The following is a 15,276-nucleotide window of genomic DNA, read 5'->3' as shown; positions in this document are numbered from 1 at the left end:
GAGGCGGTCGCTGCCGTGAAGGCGGCGATGGAAGCCCTCTGACGCCTTACAGCGTCCTTGAATCTGCATCGGTATGCCGCGCGCGGGTGTTGCGCGCGGCACGCAGGAGCAGGTAGCCGAGCAGGCCGGTCAGCGCGGCCGCGCCGATCAGCCATCCGAGATTGGCGATCAGCTCGGCAAGGCCGGCGATGGAGCGGCTGAACCCGTAGCCGACCGCCAGGTAGACGGCGATCCACAGCGCCTCGCCGACCACATCCCAGAACAGGAAGCGTCCCCAGGGATAGCGCGACAATCCGCTCGTCAGGTTGATCCACGGCCCGAGCGGGCTCACCAGCCAGCGGCTGAAGAAGATGCCGAGCCCGCCCCACTTCGCCGAAAGCCGCTCCGCCCGGGCGAGGCCGTCTTTGCCGAGTGCGCCGTTCACGAACCGGTCGAGCAGGCGGCGCCCTCCGAAGCGGGCCGCCGCATAGCCCGCCTGGTCGCCGGCAATGGCGCCGGCCAGCGCCCAGAAGAAGGCGCTCGCCGGCGACAGGTCGCCATCGGCCAGAAGGGCGCCGACGCTCATCAGGAGGATCGAGGTGGGCAGCGGAACCCCCACCTGACCCGCCGCCAGAATGGCGCAGACGCCGGGCAGCCCGTAGAGCGCGAAGAGGGCGAGGACCGCCTCGCTCATCGCGCCTCGTTCTCCGCTTGCGAACGGGCATCGGCAACGGCTTTCTCGATGTCGTCGATGAGCATGTCCGCCGGCACGCCGCGCTCGGCGGCGATGCGGGCGATGCTGCGCCGGTCGTGTCCCTCCGTGGCAAGGCCAAGGGCGCCGCGCAGCGTCTGCGGCGGCACGTCCCAGGAACGCGCCACATAACCGATGGTCATCCAGTCCTCGATCGGCACGGCCCGGTGCATCGACCAGTAGGCGTAGAAGGCGGCGGTGCGCGCGGCGAGGAAGAGGGTGATCAGGGCCGCCGCGCAGAAGGCGAGGAACAGCAGGCGATGGTGCTGCCACAAGGATCGGATCACGCGGCCCATTCTTTGCCCCCTGGTTCGACGGATAGTCGCAGGATCGCGCGGGACTTGTCGAGAGCCCGGCGAGCGACCTTCAGTCGCTGGGGCGGGTTGCCTCGAAACTGGCCCGGCCGCGCATGCGCTCCCACCAGTCGGCGATGCGCGGATAGCGGGCGATCATTGCCGCCCCCTCCGGAGCGAGCGAGAAATAGGCGAAGACCGGCGCCGCATGGAGATCGGCAAGGGTGAGCCGGTTCCCGGCCAGCCAGGGGCCTTGTCCCGACAGGCTGGAGAGCGTCGAAAGGCAGGTCCCTGCCGTGTCGAGGGCGCCGGCGATAAGCGCTTCGTCCGCCGTCTCGCCACGCTTCGGCTTCGACACGCGCTCCACATAGACGTCCCAGACCATGGACCGGTAGGCATAGGCGTCAATGAGGCCGATGATCTGGTTCGTCACCGCCCGGGCGCCGGCGTCGCCGTGCTGCAGGGCCGGCCCGTCAAAGGCTTCGTCCACATAGCGGGTGATGGCGGCGGTCTCGAACAGCCTCAGCGCGCCATGCTCGAAAGTCGGGATCTTCCGGAAAGGATGGCGCTCCAGATACCAGTCGGGAACGCCGTCCCTGGAAAAGATGTCGACCGGCACGAGTTCGTGGTCGACGCCTTTTTCGAGGAGGGCAAGCCGCGCGATGCGCACATAGACGCTGTAGTCTGCGCCGAAGAGCTGCGGCTTGCCCGTCATCGAGAGCCTCAGGCCATGGCCTTCTGCAGGTTCTCGTCGATTTTGTCGAGGAACCCGGTGGTGGACAGCCACGGCTGATCGGGGCCGATGAGCAGCGCCAGATCCTTCGTCATGAAGCCCGATTCCACCGTCTGCACGCAGACGTTCTCGAGCGTCGTGGCGAACTTCGCCAGCGCGTCGTTGCCGTCGAGCTTGGCGCGGTGCGCCAGGCCCCGCGTCCAGGCGAAGATCGAGGCGATCGAGTTGGTCGAGGTCTCCTCGCCCTTCTGGTGCTGGCGATAGTGGCGGGTCACCGTGCCGTGGGCGGCTTCGGCCTCCACCGTCTTGCCGTCCGGCGTCATCAGAACCGAGGTCATCAGGCCGAGCGAGCCGAAGCCCTGCGCGACCGTGTCGGACTGCACGTCGCCGTCGTAGTTCTTGCAGGCCCACACATAGCCGCCCGACCATTTCAGGCTCGAGGCCACCATGTCGTCGATCAGGCGATGCTCGTACCAGATCTTGGCTTCCTTGAACTTCGCCTCGAACTCGGTCTCGTAGACCTCCTGGAAGAGATCCTTGAAGCGGCCGTCATAGGCCTTGAGGATCGTGTTCTTGGTGGACAGATACACCGGATAGCCGCGCTGCAGGCCGTAGTTCATGGAGGCGCGGGCGAAGTCGCGGATCGAATCGTCGAGATTGTACATGGCCATGGCGACGCCGGAGGAGGGGGCGTCGAACACCTCGTGCTCGATGGTCTTGCCGTCCTCGCCGACGAACTTGATCGTCAGCTTGCCCTTGCCGGGGAAACGGAAGTCGGTGGCTCGATACTGGTCGCCGAAGGCGTGGCGGCCGACGATGATCGGCTGCGTCCAGCCGGGCACCAGGCGGGGAACGTTCTTGGCGATGATCGGCTCGCGGAAGATGACGCCGCCCAGGATGTTGCGGATCGTGCCGTTGGGCGACTTCCACATTTTCTTCAGGCCGAATTCCTCGACGCGGGCCTCGTCCGGCGTGATCGTGGCGCATTTCACACCGACGCCGTATTTCTTGATGGCGTTGGCGGCATCGATGGTGATCTGGTCATCGGTCGCATCGCGCGCCTCGATGCCGAGGTCGTAGTACTTCAGATCGATGTCCAGATAGGGGTGGATCAGCTTTTCCTTGATGAACTGCCAGATGATGCGCGTCATCTCGTCGCCGTCGAGCTCGACGACAGGATTGTCCACCTTGATTTTAGCCATGAAAAAGCTCCACGATTCTGTGTGAAAGAAAGCGCGGGGAATGCCCGCGCAGCAGGTCGGCTGCCCTATAGCATTCCTGATGGAAAGCGCAAAGAATGGCGGCCGCCTTTTCGCGCATGGTTTTGGTGGAAATCCGATCGGCGCCCGCCCGCGGCGTTCCGCGCTGGTATCCGGGCGGGCAGAGCCACATCAGCTCCGGCCCGCGAGGCGACAATACGGGTGCAATATGGCGCGGTTTCGTGCAGTCTTCACCCGACAGTTTCCGCCGGTGCCCCCATGAAGCCCGTCCATGATGCAACGCCTCTGATCGCCGCCAATGCGGTCGCCTTCGACACCGAGACCACCGGGCTCGACGTCAGGGAGGCCCGGATCGTGCAGATCGGCGGCATGGCGCTCGTTGAGGGGCGCCTCAGCGACAGCGATCGTTTCGAGACCCTGGTGGATCCCGGCGTGCCGGTGCCGGCCCGTTCGACCGCCATCCACGGCATCACCGGGCAGATGCTGCGCACCGCGCCGCGCTTCGCCGATGCCTGGCAACGCTTCGAGGATTATCGGCGCGGACGCCTGCTCGTCGGCTATGCGCTGGGCTTCGATCTTGCGATCCTGGAGCGCGAGGCGGCGCGGGCCGGGCTGCTGTGGCAGGCGCCGCGAACCCTGTGCGTGCGCATGCTTACCGGCATCGTCAATCCGGACCTGCCGGATGCGTCTCTCGATGCCATCGCCGCCTGGCTGGGCGTCGAGATCGCCGGTCGTCACCATGCGGGAGCGGACGCCCGCATCGCCGGCGAGATCTTCACCCGCCTGGTCCCGCACCTGATCGACCGGGGCATCCGCACGGTGGCGGAAGCCGAGCGCGCTTCGAGCCTGCGTTCGCAGATATTGCGCCAGCAGGCCGAAGCGGGATGGAGCGAGCCGTTCCTGCGTCGTCAGGACACCCCTCGGCGGGCCCTGGGAGTGATCGATCCCTATGCCTTCCGCCATCGTGTCCACGAGGCGACGAAGGCCGAGCCGGCGGTGACGCGCGACGACATCACGGTGCAGGCCGCGGCCCGCATCATGGCGGAGCGGCGCATCAGTTCGCTGCTCTTGTCGTCCGATGGCAGGCCCGGCGGGGCGATCGGCGAATACGCTATCGTCACCGAGCGCGACATTTTGCGGGCCGTCGCCGCCGATGGTACGCAGGCGCTCTCGGCGCCGGCCAGCACCATTGCCGCAACGCCCCTGGTTTCGATCGCCAGGGACGCCTTTTTCTATCAGGCGCTGGGATTGATGAACCGGCATCGGATCCGCCATCTCGCGGTGTCCGATGACGCAGGGCATCTGGTCGGCGTCATCTCGGCGCGCGATTTCCTAAAATTCCGCGCCGGGGCAGCGGTCGACCTGCAGAACCGCATCGAGACGGCCGGCACGCCTGCCGATCTCGCAACGGCCTGGTCGCGGGTGCCGGTTGTCGCATCGGCCCTGCTGGATGAGGAGATCGACGCGCGCACCATCACCGAGGTCGTCTCGGGAATCTTATGCGCAATGACGGCGCGGGCGGCGGACATCGCCCTTGGCGACATGCGGGCAGCCGGCGAGGGAGAGCCTCCATGTCCCTTCGCGGTGATGGTGCTCGGCTCGGCGGGGCGCGGCGAAAGCCTGCTCGCCCCCGACCAGGACAATGCGCTGGTCTTTGATGAAGGAGAGCCGGACGGGCCGGCAGACCGATGGTTCGCCCGCTTCGCCACGCTGTTCACCGAACACCTGCACACGGCCGCCATACCGCTCTGCCGGGGCGGCGTGATGGCCCGCAACGCGCTCTGGCGCGGATCGGTGGAAGAATGGCACAGGCGCGTCGATTCCTGGGTGGCCAAGGCACGGCCGGAGGATCTGCTCAACGTCGACATCTTCTACGATCTGCGCGCCGTTCACGGCACCGACGCGCTCGTCGAAGCGCTGCGCGCCTATGCCTGGCGGCGCGGAGCAGAGCGGGTTGAGTTCGCCAAATTGCTGGGCGAAGGCGTGCGCGACCTCAACAATCCGTTCACGCTGTTCGGCGGCCTGCGGCTTGAAGAGGGCCGGCTCGACCTGAAGCTGAACGGCCTGTTTCCCATTGCCGCCATGGCGCGGGCGCTTGCCATTCACCACCACATCGTCCGCTCCTCGACCCGCGGGCGCCTCGAGGGGCTGGCCGGGCTGCCGGGCGTGCCTGCGGGAGATTTCACCGCCCTGCGCGACGCGCACCGCTTCTTCCTCGCTCTCGTGCTCGAGCAGCAGGTGGCCGACATCGCCGCCGGCATCCCCCTGTCGAACCGGGTCGCCGTCGATCGGCTGACGAGCCGCGAGCAGAAGACGCTGAAAGAAGCGCTGAGAAGCGTTTCCGTCATTCCCGAACTCGTGCGCAGCACGATGTTCGCGTGAGGTGACGGTGGTGCTTTACCGCGGACCGGGAAGGGGGTAACAGCACCCCTCATGGCAGGAACAGACAAACAGCAGGACATGCTCGCGGAAGGCCCGGCGATCATTCTGGTGGAACCGCAACTGGGCGAGAACATCGGCATGGTGGCACGCGCCATGGCCAATTTCGGCCTTGCCGAGCTGCGCCTGGTCAGCCCGCGCGACGGCTGGCCGAACGAAAAGGCACGGGCGGCAGCCAGCCGCGCCGATCACGTCATCGATGCCACGGTGATGTTCGACAGCCTGTCCGAGGCCGTTGCAGACCTGAATTTCGTGCTCGCCACGACGGCCCGTCCGCGCGACAATTTCAAGCCAGTGCGCGGGCCGGAGGAAGCGGCCGCCGATCTGCGCGCGCGTTTTGGGGGTGGACAGAAGACGGGAATCCTGTTCGGTCGCGAGCGCTGGGGACTGACCAATGACGAGATCTCGCTGGCCGATGAGATCGTCACGTTCCCGGTCAATCCGGCCTTTGCCTCGCTCAACATCGCCCAGGCCGTGCTGCTGATGTCCTATGAGTGGATGAAGACCGGCGAGCGCGCCGTCCGGCCCCCGGAGGAGGAACTGGTGCCCGCATCCAAGCGGCACATCGACAGCCTGATGATCTATCTCGACCGGGTGCTCGACGAGCGCGGCTATTTCCGAACCGACGACAAGAAGCCGAAGATGATGGACAATCTTCGCGCATTGTTCACGCGTCCAGGCTTCACCGTGGAGGAACTCGCCGTCCTCAGGGGCGTGTTCGCCTCGCTCGAGAAGTTTTCGCCGAAGAGACCGCGCGGCTCCGGCGCGCCGGATGCGGGATAGGGCATGGACAACCGGCCGATCCTGTTCTTCGATTCCGGCATTGGCGGGCTTTCGGTGGTCAAGGAGGCGCGCATCCTCCTGCCCGACCGCCCGTATGTCTATGTCGCCGACGATGCCGCGTTTCCCTATGGCGCCTGGGATGAGGCGGCGCTGCTCGAGCGCATGGTCGGGCTGTTCGACGAGCTTCTTGCGAGGCACAGGCCGGTGATGACGGTGATCGCCTGCAACACCGCATCGACGCTCGCCATTCACCGCCTGCGCGCGGTTTTTCCGAGCGAAACCTTCGTCGGCACGGTGCCGGCCATCAAGCCGGCGGCCGAGCGAACGCGTTCGGGGCTGGTCTCCGTGCTGGCAACGCCGGGCACGGTGAAGCGCCAGTACACGCGCGATCTCATCCGCGACTATGCGGCGCGATGCCATGTGCGGCTCGTCGGCAGCGAGAATCTGGCGCGGCTTGCCGAGGAGTATATGCGCGAGGGATTCGTCGACGAGGATGAGGTGAGGGCGGAGATCGCCCCGTGCTTCGTCGAGCAGGACGGGCGGCGCACGGATATCGTCGTGCTGGCCTGCACGCACTACCCCTTCCTCGTCAACCGCATGCGTAAGACGGCGCCCTGGCCGGTGGACTGGATCGACACGTCGGAGGCCATCGCCCGGCGTGCCCTGGCGCTCGCCGCCGACCTGCCGCCGGCCATCGGCGGGACTGTTGCCGACATCGCCCACTTCACTTCGGGCCGCCCGCCCGAGACGCTGCGCCGGCTGCTCTCGGGCTTCGGTTTCGCGACGCTCTGAGAGGGGTCAGCCGTCCGGCGGCGTGCCACACTCCGCCGCGACCGCCTTCAGGAGCCATTCCCGGAATGCGCGGATCTTGGGAGCGTTGCGCCGTCCTTCCGGATAGACCAGCCAATATCCCAGCCCGTCCGTTTCGATCCGCTCGAAAGGCTGGATGAGCAGGCCGTGTTCAATTTCCAGGCGGTAAAGCGCCGGGGTGAGCATGGCAACGCCCCGACCGGCGATCGCCGCGCGGGCAACCATGCTCTGCGCCCCGAGCTTGGGCGAGAGGTTGCCGTCCCGCTGGCCGATGGCGATGCCGATCGGGCCGAACCATGCCTGCCACCAGGAATCGTCGGGATCGAGCAGCGGCAGGCGCAGCAGATCCTCCGGGGTCCGGATGCCGCCCACCGTCTCGGCGAGGCGCGGGCTCAGCATCGGCGAGAAATTCGCCATGAGCAGCAGGTGCCTTTCCAGACCCGGCCAGGGACCGTGGCCGCTGCGGATCGCCACGTCGACGTCCTCCGTCTGGAATGCGGCCAGCCGCTGGCTTGCCTCCAGCCTCACCGTCAGCGCGGGGTGCAGGGCCTGGAACGCATCGAGATTCTGCACCAGCCAGTTGATGGCGAAGGTCTGCGCGGTGCTGATCGTGAAGGTGCCTTCCATCGCCCCGCGCGCCTCCGCATAGGCCGAGGCGATCCGCTCGAAGGCATCGGTCACCAGCGGTGCGAAGCGCTGCCCGGTTTCGGTGAGCGTCACCTGCCGTGGCCGGCGCACGAAGAGGGGCGTGCCGACGCGCTCCTCGATCACCTTGATCTGGTAGCTGACGGCGGCCTGCGTCATGCCGAGCTCTTGTCCGGCCCTGGTGAAGCTTCCGTGGCGGGCGGCCGCCTCGAACACGCGCAAGGCCGTGAGAGGCGGTAGGGGAAACGACGTCATGGATAAAATCACCTTATCTAGCCATGCCGAACTTCAATTGGAGTTCCGGGGATAGAGGAACAATATTCGATGTCGCAATCAAGAGAGCTTTTCCATCCAATGTCAGGAGGACCGTCTGATGAGCGACGTCTTGAGCCGGGAATATTGCGGAGGCGAGGCCCCGTGGCGCCTTCTGCCAAGCTGGAATCTCAACTGGCGTGGCGGTGGCCGGCGCCGGCGTCTCGATCCCCGCGATGTTCCGGAGGATCTGTTGCAGGATATCGGCTTGAGCGATATGCGGCGCCTGCGGCCGAAGAGCATCCGTGACTGACGGGATTGACATGCGGGCGCTCCTCGCATAATGACGCGCCCATGCGCGATGGCCCCGTGGCCGTCGCGCTTTTCAACGTGTCCCGTGGGCAAGGCCGCAAAGCGTGCGTGGCTTGCCCTGTCAGGTCTCGAAAACGGAGATCAGAGGAGGGCGCGTTTCCTTCGTCCGGAGCGGGAGCTCCGGTCATTTTGGTTTGAAAGGGAATGCGATGAGCAAGCGCCAATCCGCGAAGTACAAACTCGACCGCCGTCTCGGCGAAAACGTCTGGGGCCGTCCGAAGTCCCCGGTCAACCGCCGCGAATACGGCCCCGGCCAGCACGGCCAGCGCCGCAAGGGCAAGCTGTCCGATTTCGGTCTGCAGCTGCGCGCCAAGCAGAAGCTGAAGGGCCACTACGGCGACATTTCGGAAAAGCAGTTCCGCAAGACGTATGACGAGGCGAACCGCCGCAAGGGCGACACCAACGAGAACCTGATCGGTCTCCTGGAATCCCGCCTCGACGCGATCGTCTATCGCGCCAAGTTCGTGCCGACGATCTTCGCCGCGCGCCAGTTCGTCAACCATGGTCACATCCTGGTCAACGGCCGCCGCGTCAACATCCCGTCCTACCGCTGCAAGGTGGGCGACGTGATCGAGGTGAAGGAAAAGTCCAAGCAGCTCGCCATCGTGCTGGAAGCGACCCAGCTCGCCGAGCGCGACGTGCCGGACTATGTGGAAGCCGATCACAACAAGATGGTCGCGAAGTTCGCTCGCGTCCCGGCTCTCTCCGACGTGCCTTACGCTGTGCACATGGAGCCGAACCTGGTTGTCGAATTCTACTCGCGCTGATAGCTTTCAGCAGGTAGTTTGCAAGGGGGCGCCCCGCCATTGGCCGGGCGCTTCTTTTTTGCATCTGGCAACCGGAACGGGATTGCGCATGAGAAGCCTGGCGAAAGCCCCCTGGGCGCAGATTGCTCTTCTGCTCATCTTCTATGTGATCGTGTGGACGCTCTATGCGACCTGGACGCAGCGCAATCTCGACGGCTTCGGCGACATGCTGGAGAACTATTCCTGGGGCATTGCCTGGCAGAACGGCTACTTCAAGCATCCGCCGCTGTTCGCCTGGATAACGGCCGCCTGGTTCTCCGTGCTGCCGCGTGCCGACTGGGCCTATTACCTTCTTTCGGCCGTCAACAGCGCGGTGATGTTCTTCTTCAGCTGGCGGATCGCCGTTCGCTTCCTTGACCCGTGGCGTGCCGTGCTGAGCACGGCGTTGTTCTTCTTCCTGCCGCCCGTCACCTTTCTCGCCATCAAATACAATGCCAATGCCGCGATGCTGCCCTTCTGGGCGGGAACGGCGCTGTTCTACCTGCGCTTCCTGGAAAAGCGCAGGCTGGTCGATGCGGTGATCCTCGGCGCGCTCGCCGCCGGCGCGGTGCTGATCAAATACTATTCGGCAGCTCTGCTCGGAGCGATCTGCCTGCATGTGCTTCTCGACCGCCAGGCGCGCCCGCTGCTTGCCAGCCTTGGCGTCTGGCTTGCCAGCGCGACCTTTCTCATTCTCATCGCGCCGCATGTCTACTGGCTGTTCCAGAACGACTTTCGGCCGTTGACCTATGCCGCCGAGCAGGGCGATGGATCGGCGCTGGCGGGCGTCGTCTCGGCGCCGCGGTTCTTGGGCGCGCTGCTCGCCTATCTCCTGCCCGTTCTGCTGGTGCTTCTGATCGCCATCTTGCGCAACGGCCGCGGCGCCTGGTTCGAGACCCGCCGCTTTGCCGCGCTCCGCACCAGCCTTGTCGGCCGCGCGCTTTTGTGGACGAATTTCGGCGCGCTCGCGCTGACGCTTCTGCTCGGCGTGGCCTTCGCCGTCGAGTTCAGCTCCGTGTGGGCGCTGCCGCTCTATTTTGCGGCGCCGATCCTGCTGCTGCTTTTCGTGCGGCCCGGCCGGCTCGAGGAGCAGCGGCTGGCGATACCGGCCGCGGTGGTCATCTACGGCGCGGCGCTGCTGGCCCTGTCTCCGATCATCCGCAGCGAGGAAGCCGAGGACATGTCGCACTACAACGCCGTCCCGGTCCGCTCTATCGCCACGCAGATCGAGAAGGCATGGAACGAGCGTTTTGACGCGCCGTTCGTCTATGTGGCCGGTGACAAGATCCTGGCCAGCGGCACCACCTTCTATGCCGCGTCGCGGCCCTATTCGATGCAGGAAAGCTCGTTCCAGCTCACGCCCTGGATCACCGAGGCGGATGTCCGCGCCCGCGGCATCGCGATCGCCTGTTTCGCCGATCAGGCCTGGTGCATCGGCAGGGCGGAAAAGTTCCCCGTCGGGGCCGTGGCCGAGGAGGAGTTCACAGTGCCCGGCTTCAACGGCGAGAGAGACTGGCAGGTTCGCCTGTTCCTCGTGCCGCCGGCGTGACGGTTCCGCAAGGTCTTACAGGATCCGATCCTCGATGGACCAGCGGGCCGCGAAGAAATTGAGCGCGGCGCCGACGGCGATGCCGATCAGCTTGGCGGGGAAGACGCCGGTCAGCGGCGGCAGCAGAAGCACCGCGATGGTCGACGATCCCAACGAGATGATGCTGCCGCTCAGGGCAAATTTTGCGAAGGCCGAGGTCAGGTCGAAGCGTTCCGAGCGCACGAAGGTCCAGCGGGAGTTGACGGCGAAGGAGAAGACCACCGCCACCGCCCAGGCAAGCACATTGGCGAGCACCGGATGCAAGTCGAGAAAGACGAGCCCGGTGAAAGCCGCAAAATCGATCGCCGAATTGAGCACGCCGACAATGGCGAAACGCTGCAGCTTGACGGGAAGGGTGCGGGGCTCGCCGGCGTTCATGATCTGATCCCTGCCCAGGCGATGCCGGCCCGCTCGAGGCGCCCGGTCAGATCGGCGGCGCCAAGGGCCGCCAGTTCCTCCTCGCGCGCATTGGTGAACGCATCGCGCGCGCGCAAGGTGGCATCGACCTTGCCCGGATGGCACATGATCAGGCTTTCGTCCGGCGCCTTCTCCAGAAACAGGGGGAGGGCGGCGGTGAAGGCTCCCTGGCGGCGCCAGTCGTAGAAGCCGCAGAGCGGCCCGCGGACGAGGAAATCGCCGCGGCGCATCTGCGTGTCGAAGCCGCGCGCCAGGAGCCGCGCGAGCGTCACCTTCGCCGTCATACCGGCCGGCGCCGCCCGCAAGGTCGGCGCACCGCGCAGCCATGGGCGTGCCTCGGCCGGTCGGTCGGCGAAGCGTGCCGCGATCCAGCGCCGCACCGGCTGCAGGAAATGAACATGCTGATGGCCATCGATGAAGGCCGGGTCTCTGCCGAAGGCAGCGCGAAACCGATCAAGCTGGGCGTCGGCTTCCGCCGCGACGGCCTGCCGTTCACCATGCGTGCAGGCGGCGATCAGCCGCCTGAGGCCGGGCATTGTCTCTCCGGTCGACAGGGCCGGAAAGTCGGTCAGGGTGAGGTGCATGCCTATGGCGGCCCGGGTTCCGGTCGCCGCAAGGGCGGCCGCCTGCTCCTCCCAGTCGTCGAACAGCGTCATGCAGCCGGTGCCGCTCAACCGCCGCCGTTCCAGCAACGACCTGATGCCGGCGCTGACGCCGGGTGAAAGGCCGTAGTCGTCGGCGATCAGCCAGGCCGTGCGCCGCTCCTCAGCCATCGATCGCCCTTGCGGAAGCGGCCTTCTTCTTTTGCGCGGCGGGTGCGGCTTGCGGACCGGTGATCGTCTTGACGATGTAGTTGGGGCGGTTCTTCGCCTCGCTGAGCGCCGACCAGACATACTCTCCGACCAGACCCGTCAGCGCCAGGTTGAGGCCGCCCAGCACGAGGACCGCCACCATCAGGCTGGGATAGCCCGGAACGGCGATGCCCGTGAACAGGACCTCGAGCAGGATCTTGACGCCGTAGAGAAAGCCGAGCAGGGCAACGCCCGTGCCGAACAGGGAGACGGCCCGCAGCGGCACCACGGAGAAGGAGGTGAAGCCTTCGAGCGAGAAGGCGATCAGCTTGCGGCGCGACCATTTGCTCTCGCCGCCCTGCCGTTCGGCCGGCCGATAGAGGATGCGCTGCTGCCTGAAGCCGGTCCAGGCGTAAAGGCCCTTGTTGAAGCGCCGCTGGTCGCGCAACTGGCGCATGGCCTCGGCAAAGCGGCGCGTCATGACCCGGAAGTCGCCGGCATTGGCGGGGATTTCGTAGCGCTGGCCCATATTGATCAGCCAGTAGAACCACTGCGCGAAATAGCGGCCGGCCGAGCGGCTCTCGGCCCGGTCGGCGCGAACCGCATAGACCATGTCCAGATCCGGATCGGCAAGGATGCGCCCGATCATGTCCAGCGCGACCTCGGCCGTGTGCTGCAGATCCGCATCCATCAGCAGAACGTAGTCGCCCTGCGCATGGTCGAGGCCGGCAAGGATGGCGCTCTCCTTGCCGAAATTGCGCGACAGGGTCACCAGCGACCAGTGTCCGCTCATATGCTCTTCGAAAAGCGCCCCGCCGCCATCGGTGCTGCCGTCGTCGATCAGGATGAACGAGGCCTCGAGCCCGAAACGGGAGCGCGCCTCGGCCGCCAGCGCAGCCGCCATGGCGCAGAAGTCCACAGCGCTTTCCCTTTCGTTCAGGAAAGGGACCAGAATGTCGAGCCGCCTGCTCACGCGCGCAAATCTCCCACGATCCGTGTTGTGCTGATAGAAAGCAGAAAATGCCTATTCGTTAAGTCGCCTTGTCGCAAGGCTTCTGATAGGAAGGCGCGATTTCCCTTGTTCCGATGAAGGCACGGTTCATGCACGGCACCTTGGCGAACCCGACAGGACAGATGCAATCCGGCGACACGCATGTTGAGGGCTCACTGGACGTGCCGCCCTTCCTGAAGGACGCCCCGTCCTCGGTCGAATTCAACAAGCTGCGCAAGCGGCTGCTGCGCAACGTGCGTCAGGCGATCGACGATTTCGCCATGGTGACGCCCGGCGAGCGCTGGCTGGTGGCGCTCTCCGGTGGCAAGGATTCATACGGTCTCCTGGCGGTGCTGATGGACCTTAAATGGCGCGGGCTCTTGCCGGTGGAGCTTCTCGCCTGCAACCTCGACCAGGGACAGCCGAATTTCCCGAAACACATCCTGCCCGACTATCTGAAGAGCCTCGGCGTGCCGCACCGCATCGAGTACCAGGACACCTATTCCGTGGTGACGGACAAGCTGCCCGAATCGAGCACCTACTGCTCGCTCTGCTCGCGGTTGCGGCGCGGCCATCTCTACCGCATCGCGCGCGAGGAGGGCTGCTCGGCGCTGGTGCTCGGGCATCACCGGGAAGACATCCTCGAAACCTTCTTCATGAACCTCTTTCACGGCGGACGGCTGGCGGCGATGCCGGCCAAGCTGCTCAACGATGAAGGGGATGTGATGGTGCTGCGGCCTCTGAGCTATTGCGCCGAGGCCGATCTTGCCAGATTTGCCGACGCCATGCGCTTCCCGATCATCCCGTGCGACCTGTGCGGCAGCCAGGATGGCCTGCAGCGCAACGCCATGAAGGCGATGCTGGCCGACATCGAGGCGCGCATGCCGGGCCGCAAGGACACGATGATCCGGGCGCTCACCCATGTGCGCCCGTCCCATCTTCTCGACCGTAACCTGTTCGACTTCGCCACATTGTCGGCCCGAAAACCGGAATAGGTTTTCGGAACGTACGATGTGTAGACCAAGGCTGCCTCACACCGGCGGGTTGACCGGGTGGAACAGGCGGCCGCGCTCGCCGATCAGGACGAGCGTCAGCCCGGCGATGCCGGCCAGGAAATAACCGGCCGCCAGCGGCATCGTGGTGCCGTCGAACGCCTGGCCGATCATCGCGCCCAGCAATCCGCCGCCGAGCGTGGTGATGAAGCCCTGCGTGGCGGCCGCCGTGCCGGCCACATGGCCAAGCGGCTCCATGGCGATCGAGTTGAAATTGGCGCCGACCCAGCCGAACTGGAACATCGCCAGCGAGAACAGGACGAAGAACAGCGGGAAGGGCATGTAGCCCATAGAGGCAAGGATCAGCCAGGCAAGGTTGATGAGCGTGAAGCCGACCAGGGCGCCGTGCGACAGCCGGCGCATGCCGATGCGTCCCACGAGGCGTGAGTTGGTGAAGGACGACAAGGCCATCAGGCCGGCGCCGATGGCGAACAGGATCGGGAACCAGTCGGCCAGATCGAACGTGTCGGTGTAGATCTGCTGGGCCGAGCTGATGAAGCCGAACAGGGCGCCGAACACGCAGGTGGTGGCCAGCGTGTAGCACAGCGCGACGCGGTTGGTCAGCACGAAGCCGAAGCCCTCGACGATCTTGGAAAGCGTCAGCGGCCGACGGTTTTCCGCAGCCAGCGTCTCCGGTAATCGGAGGGCGGCCCAAAGGCCGATGAGCAGCGCGAGCAGGGCTGTGGCGATGAAGATCTCCTGCCACGCGCCCAGGATCAGGATCGCCTGTCCGAGGCTCGGGGCGATGACGGGGATGACCATGAAGACCATCATCACCATCGACAGCACCTCGGCCATCTGACGCCCGCCGAACACGTCGCGGATGGCTGAAATGGCGATGACGCGCGTCGTCGCCGCGCCGACACCCTGGACAAGACGGACGGCGAGCAGGATCGCGAAGCTCGGGGCGATCGCCGCGGCCAGGCCGGCGCCGACATAGAGCGCCAGGCCGATGAACAGCGGCGCACGGCGGCCGAACCGGTCGGAGATGGGGCCGAACACGAGCTGTCCGGCGCCGAGACCGACGATATAGGCGGTGACGATGTACTGCCTGGAATTCTCGTCGTGAACGCCGAGGGCGGCGCCGATCTGCTGCAGGGCCGGCAGCATGATGTCGATGGCGAGCGCGTTGAGCGCCATCAGGGCGGCCGCCAGCGCGATGAATTCTGCACGACCGAGGGTTTTTGCCGGCCTGTCGGCGGTTCGCGTGACTGGTTGTTCCATGATCGTCTCTCCGTCAGTCGGGCATTTGCGTCGAAAACGCGCCTCGGGTTCCCGGATGCGGGAGATCAGGACCAGTGCCTATGACGGGCGGCACATGGCGGACGCGAAAAAATGCGCCGGCGGCTGCCGGCGCATTGTGAATAAGGAGGGC

16 protein-coding genes are annotated in these 15,276 nt (G+C 65.9%); 7 read left to right on the top strand and 9 right to left on the bottom strand.

Annotated features, from left to right (window positions below):
• Window positions 1–46: 46 nt before the first annotated feature.
• From NUU27_RS22635 to NUU27_RS22620, 4 genes are all read right to left on the bottom strand, one after another.
• Window positions 47–673: a DedA family protein gene (locus tag NUU27_RS22635; protein ID WP_257764566.1), complete on the bottom strand. Its 627-nt coding sequence runs from the start codon at window positions 671–673 to the stop codon at window positions 47–49.
• Complete coding sequence (locus tag NUU27_RS22630) at window positions 670–1,026, bottom strand: hypothetical protein (protein ID WP_257764565.1); 357 nt, start codon at window positions 1,024–1,026, stop codon at window positions 670–672. The genes NUU27_RS22635 and NUU27_RS22630 overlap by 4 nt, the downstream gene beginning before the upstream one ends.
• Window positions 1,027–1,096: 70 nt before the next feature.
• Window positions 1,097–1,738 (bottom strand): glutathione S-transferase family protein, encoded by a 642-nt coding sequence (locus NUU27_RS22625; RefSeq protein ID WP_257764564.1) that lies wholly within the window; start codon window positions 1,736–1,738, stop codon window positions 1,097–1,099.
• Window positions 1,739–1,746: 8 nt separating this feature from the next.
• Complete coding sequence (locus NUU27_RS22620) at window positions 1,747–2,958, bottom strand: NADP-dependent isocitrate dehydrogenase (protein WP_257764563.1); 1,212 nt, start codon at window positions 2,956–2,958, stop codon at window positions 1,747–1,749.
• Window positions 2,959–3,234: 276 nt separating this feature from the next.
• Here NUU27_RS22620 and NUU27_RS22615 point away from each other — a divergent pair, with 276 nt between their 5' ends.
• The 3 genes from NUU27_RS22615 to murI are packed head-to-tail and all read left to right on the top strand — an operon-like array spanning window position 3,235 to window position 6,990.
• Window positions 3,235–5,358: a DUF294 nucleotidyltransferase-like domain-containing protein gene (locus NUU27_RS22615; protein ID WP_257764562.1), complete on the top strand. Its 2,124-nt coding sequence runs from the start codon at window positions 3,235–3,237 to the stop codon at window positions 5,356–5,358.
• A gap of 51 nt (window positions 5,359–5,409) precedes the next feature.
• Complete coding sequence (locus NUU27_RS22610; protein WP_257764561.1) at window positions 5,410–6,198, top strand: RNA methyltransferase; 789 nt, start codon at window positions 5,410–5,412, stop codon at window positions 6,196–6,198.
• A gap of 3 nt (window positions 6,199–6,201) precedes the next feature.
• Window positions 6,202–6,990, top strand: coding sequence for a glutamate racemase (gene murI, locus NUU27_RS22605; RefSeq protein WP_257764560.1), 789 nt, complete (start codon window positions 6,202–6,204; stop codon window positions 6,988–6,990).
• Window positions 6,991–6,996: 6 nt separating this feature from the next.
• Here the strand turns inward: murI and NUU27_RS22600 are convergent, their stop codons facing one another.
• Complete coding sequence (locus NUU27_RS22600; protein ID WP_257764559.1) at window positions 6,997–7,908, bottom strand: LysR substrate-binding domain-containing protein; 912 nt, start codon at window positions 7,906–7,908, stop codon at window positions 6,997–6,999.
• 118 nt (window positions 7,909–8,026) lie between these two features.
• Here NUU27_RS22600 and NUU27_RS22595 point away from each other — a divergent pair, with 118 nt between their 5' ends.
• The 3 genes from NUU27_RS22595 to NUU27_RS22585 all read left to right on the top strand — a co-directional run bounded on the left by NUU27_RS22595 (window position 8,027) and on the right by NUU27_RS22585 (window position 10,611).
• The gene (locus tag NUU27_RS22595) at window positions 8,027–8,218 is read left to right on the top strand and encodes a hypothetical protein (protein WP_257764558.1); all 192 of its coding nucleotides are present in this window, start codon (window positions 8,027–8,029) and stop codon (window positions 8,216–8,218) included.
• A gap of 208 nt (window positions 8,219–8,426) precedes the next feature.
• Window positions 8,427–9,044: a 30S ribosomal protein S4 gene (gene rpsD / locus NUU27_RS22590; RefSeq protein WP_257764557.1), complete on the top strand. Its 618-nt coding sequence runs from the start codon at window positions 8,427–8,429 to the stop codon at window positions 9,042–9,044.
• Between the two features lie 88 nt (window positions 9,045–9,132).
• Complete coding sequence (locus tag NUU27_RS22585; RefSeq protein WP_257764556.1) at window positions 9,133–10,611, top strand: glycosyltransferase family 39 protein; 1,479 nt, start codon at window positions 9,133–9,135, stop codon at window positions 10,609–10,611.
• Window positions 10,612–10,626: 15 nt separating this feature from the next.
• Here the strand turns inward: NUU27_RS22585 and NUU27_RS22580 are convergent, their stop codons facing one another.
• Genes NUU27_RS22580 through NUU27_RS22570 form a run of 3 tightly spaced genes read right to left on the bottom strand, consistent with a single transcriptional unit; the run spans window position 10,627 to window position 12,831 of the window.
• The gene (locus NUU27_RS22580) at window positions 10,627–11,028 is read right to left on the bottom strand and encodes a GtrA family protein (RefSeq protein ID WP_257764555.1); all 402 of its coding nucleotides are present in this window, start codon (window positions 11,026–11,028) and stop codon (window positions 10,627–10,629) included.
• Window positions 11,025–11,840 (bottom strand): ChbG/HpnK family deacetylase, encoded by an 816-nt coding sequence (locus NUU27_RS22575; RefSeq protein ID WP_257764554.1) that lies wholly within the window; start codon window positions 11,838–11,840, stop codon window positions 11,025–11,027. Before NUU27_RS22575 ends, NUU27_RS22580 begins: the two co-directional genes overlap by 4 nt.
• Complete coding sequence (locus tag NUU27_RS22570; protein WP_257764553.1) at window positions 11,833–12,831, bottom strand: glycosyltransferase family 2 protein; 999 nt, start codon at window positions 12,829–12,831, stop codon at window positions 11,833–11,835. The genes NUU27_RS22575 and NUU27_RS22570 overlap by 8 nt, the downstream gene beginning before the upstream one ends.
• Before the next feature lie 161 nt (window positions 12,832–12,992).
• On the opposite strand from NUU27_RS22570, the gene ttcA reads away from it, so the two are divergent.
• Window positions 12,993–13,844, top strand: coding sequence for a tRNA 2-thiocytidine(32) synthetase TtcA (gene ttcA, locus NUU27_RS22565; protein ID WP_257764567.1), 852 nt, complete (start codon window positions 12,993–12,995; stop codon window positions 13,842–13,844).
• A gap of 36 nt (window positions 13,845–13,880) precedes the next feature.
• On the opposite strand, the gene NUU27_RS22560 is transcribed toward ttcA, so the two are convergent.
• Entirely contained in the window at window positions 13,881–15,125 is a 1,245-nt protein-coding gene (locus NUU27_RS22560; protein ID WP_257764552.1) for a multidrug effflux MFS transporter, read from the bottom strand.
• Window positions 15,126–15,276 lie beyond the last annotated feature (151 nt).

This window comes from Nitratireductor sp. ZSWI3 (assembly GCF_024655565.1).
In the GTDB taxonomy this organism is placed as follows: Bacteria; Pseudomonadota; Alphaproteobacteria; order Rhizobiales; family Rhizobiaceae; genus Nitratireductor.
Note: the sequence above shows the minus strand (reverse complement) of the source record. Positions and strands in the feature narration are given on the sequence as shown.